Consider the following 3389-nt stretch of genomic DNA (forward strand, 5'->3'; position numbering starts at 1 on the left):
GGTCCGGTTCGTGGACGCCGTCTGCGCACTGGACCTGCCCAACGGGCTGGTGTCACTGCGGTCAGTCCTGGGCGACTGCCTCACCCACACCGCCAGGAGAGGGTCGGGAACCCTCGACGTGGACTCACTGCCCTCCCGCGCCCGTGCCGTCCGGCCTCCGCGCGCCGGCGAGCTGGCACGGGGCGAGTACGACGCGATCGTGGCCGCGTTGGCGGACTGCGACGGCGTCCGGTCCCGCGCCGCCAAGCGGCTGGGCATCAGCCGGACGACCCTCTACGCCCGGATGCGGGAATTCGGTTTGTCCTAGAAGGTGTCCAGAAACTGAACACTCCGGGTCCCGTCCACGACCCCATGATGGGTTGTGACCGGCCTCACACCTGAGCCGGTCGGGATTCTTGGAGGACACAATGACCGGCACACTCTCCCGGGACACCGGCGCCACCACCCAGGTCGACGAGCGACTCGGCGCCGAGGCCCGCGACTTCCTCGGCCGCCCGCACCAGCTCTTCATCGACGGGCAGTGGGTCGACGCGGCGGACGGCCGCACCTTCGGCACCTACGACCCCGCCACCGGCGCCGAGATCACCCAGGTCGCGCACGGCGGACCCGAGGACGTCGACCGGGCCGTCGCCGCCGCGCGCCGCGCCTTCGACGACGGCGCGTGGGCGACCATGAAGCCCAACCAGCGCGAGCAGATCCTGTGGCGCATCGGCGACCTGCTGGACGCCAAGGCCGAGCTGTTCGGGCAGATCGAGGCCCTGGACAACGGCAAGTCCGTCGCGATCGCCACCGCCGTGGACGTGGCGTGGGCGGCCGACGTGTTCCGCTACTACGCCGGCTGGTCCACCAAGATCGAGGGCTCCACGGTCAACGTGTCGATGCCGTTCGCCGGCGACAAGCAGTTCCACGCCTACACCCAGCGCGTCCCCGTGGGCGTGTGCGGCCAGATCATCCCCTGGAACTTCCCGCTGCTCATGGCGGCGTGGAAGCTCGCCCCCGCCCTGGCCACCGGCAACACCCTGGTCCTCAAGCCGGCCGAGCAGACTCCGCTGACCGCGCTGCTGCTGGGCGAGGTCATCGCCGAGGCCGGCGTGCCCGCCGGCGTGGTCAACATCGTCACCGGCTTCGGCGACGCCGGCGCCGCGATCTCCGCCCACGACGACGTGGACAAGGTGGCCTTCACCGGCTCCACCGAGGTGGGCAAGCTGATCGTCGACGCCGCCAAGGGCAACCTCAAGAAGGTCTCCCTCGAGCTGGGCGGCAAGAGCGCCAACATCGTCTTTGCCGACTGCGACTTCGACGCCGCCGTCGCCGGATCCGTGGCCGCGTGGATGTTCAACCACGGCCAGGCCTGCACCGCCGGCACCCGCCTGTACGTCGAGGACTCCATCTACGAGAAGTTCACGCAGGCCGTCGCCGACGCCGCCGCCCAGGCCACCATCGGACACGGCCTGGACCCCGCCACCGAGCTCGGCCCGCTGGTCGACCAGGACCAGTTCGACAAGGTCTCCTACTACCTCCGCGCCGGCATCGAGGACGGCGGGCGGGCCCTCACCGGCGGCGGCCGACACGGCGACACCGGCTACTTCGTCCAGCCGACCGTGTTCGTGGACGTCGAGCCCGACCACCGGGTGGTGACGGACGAGATCTTCGGCCCCGTCGTCTCGGCCCTGCGGTTCACCGACGTCGACGACGCGGTCCGGCAGGCCAACGACTCGATCTACGGCCTGGCCGCCGGGGTGTGGACGAAGGACATCTCCAAGGCCCACAAGGTCGCCAGCCGCCTCCACGCGGGCTCGGTCTGGGTCAACCAGTACAACGGCTTCGACACCGCCATGCCGTTCGGCGGGTTCAAGCAGTCCGGCTGGGGCCGCGAGCTGGGCCAGGGTGCACTGGACCTCTACACGCAGACCAGGTCGGTCAACATCCAGCTCTGACCTGGTCCGGGTCGGACTCCCTCCGACCCCCGGGACCGGGACCCGGCGTCCCCGTGACTCGTCCGGGGACGCCGGTGACTCCCCTTCTCTGCGACCTCTCCTGTCGTCCCACACCCCTTGCCCACCCGCCCCGTCCACACCCCCTCTCCACTTCCGATCACCCGCTCCCCCGAAAGGAACACCGCCGTGAAGACCAAGGCAGCAGTACTGTTCGACCTCCACCAGCCGTTCGAGATCATCGAGCTCGACCTGGACGATCCCGGCCCCGGCGAGGTCCTCATCAAGTACACGGCCGCAGGCCTGTGCCACTCCGATCTGCACCTGTCCGACGGCTCGCTCCCGCCGCGCTTCCCGATCGTCGGCGGGCACGAGGGCGCCGGCGTCATCGAGGCCGTGGGCGTGGGCGTCACCAAGGTCAAGCCGGGCGACCACGTGGTGTGCTCCTTCATCCCCAACTGCGGCACCTGCCGGTACTGCTCGACCGGGCGACAGAACCTCTGTGACATGGGTGCCACGATCCTCGAGGGGCACATGCCCGACGGCACCTTCCGCTTCCGCTCGGGCGGCAAGGAGTTCGGTGCCATGTGCATGCTCGGCACCTTCTCCGAGCGCTCGGTGATCTCCCAGCACTCGGTGGTCAAGGTCGACGACTGGCTGCCGCTCGACAAGGCCGTCCTGGTGGGCTGCGGCGTGCCCTCCGGCTGGGGCACCGCCACCTATGCGGGCAACGTGCGCCAGGGCGACACCGTGGTGATCTACGGCATCGGCGGGCTCGGCATCAACGCCGTCCAGGGCGCCGTCCACTCGGGGGCCCGCCACGTCGTGGTGGTGGACCCCGTCCAGTTCAAGCGCGACGAGGCCCTCAAGTTCGGCGCCACCCACGCGTTCGCCGACGCCGCCGAGGCCCACGCCGAGGTGGAGAAGCTCACCTGGGGCCAGATGGCGGACCAGGCGCTCATCCTGGTGGGCACCGTCGACGAGCAGGTCGTCTCGAGCGCCTTCGACGTGATCGGCAAGGGTGGCACCGTGGTGATCACCGGCCTGGGCAACATGACCGACAAGACCGTCCAGGTCAGCGGCACCGTGATGGCGCTGTTCGGCAAGACCATCACGGGCACCCTGTTCGGTTCGGCCAACCCGCAGTACGACATCGTCAAGCTGCTGCGCCTGTACGACGAGGGCAAGCTCAAGCTGGACGAGCTCATCACCACCACCTACTCGCTCGAGCAGGTCAACGAGGGCTACCGGGATCTGCAGGACGGCAAGATCATGCGCGGCGTGATCATCCACGACGCCTGACCCGTCGCCACCCGACCGGCGCGGCCGACGACTGCGCGCGCCGCCCCGATCCCGGGGTGGCGCGCGCAGTCGTTGGCCAAGGAATGGCGGGCAGGCGCTCCCGCGGATGGCGTCTCGCGCGAGCGCCTGCCAGGTCAGCGCACAGCCGCACGC

3 protein-coding genes are annotated in these 3389 nt (G+C 70.0%); all 3 read left to right on the forward strand.

Annotation, left to right across the window (positions count from 1 at the left end):
* Nucleotides 1-307: helix-turn-helix domain-containing protein (locus tag G6022_RS14785; RefSeq protein ID WP_277819505.1), on the forward strand; the 307-nt coding region annotated here is incomplete at its 5' end.
* 100 nt (nt 308-407) lie between these two features.
* Nucleotides 408-1937 carry an aldehyde dehydrogenase family protein gene (locus G6022_RS14790; RefSeq protein ID WP_179523233.1) on the forward strand — a complete coding sequence of 510 codons (1530 nt, stop codon included), beginning with the start codon at nt 408-410 and terminating at the stop codon, nt 1935-1937.
* Between the two features lie 186 nt (nt 1938-2123).
* Nucleotides 2124-3236: an NDMA-dependent alcohol dehydrogenase gene (locus G6022_RS14795; RefSeq protein ID WP_179523234.1), complete on the forward strand. Its 1113-nt coding sequence runs from the start codon at nt 2124-2126 to the stop codon at nt 3234-3236.
* Nucleotides 3237-3389 lie beyond the last annotated feature (153 nt).

The sequence above is a fragment of the Dietzia sp. Cai40 genome, from assembly GCF_014145165.1.
Classification (GTDB): domain Bacteria; phylum Actinomycetota; class Actinomycetes; order Mycobacteriales; family Mycobacteriaceae; genus Dietzia; species Dietzia natronolimnaea.

What these genes read in the sequence shown, in the direction of transcription:
- G6022_RS14790 (WP_179523233.1), top strand. Translation starts at nt 408, where the DNA reads ATGACCGGCACACTCTCCCGGGACACCGGCGCCACCACCCAGGTCGAC.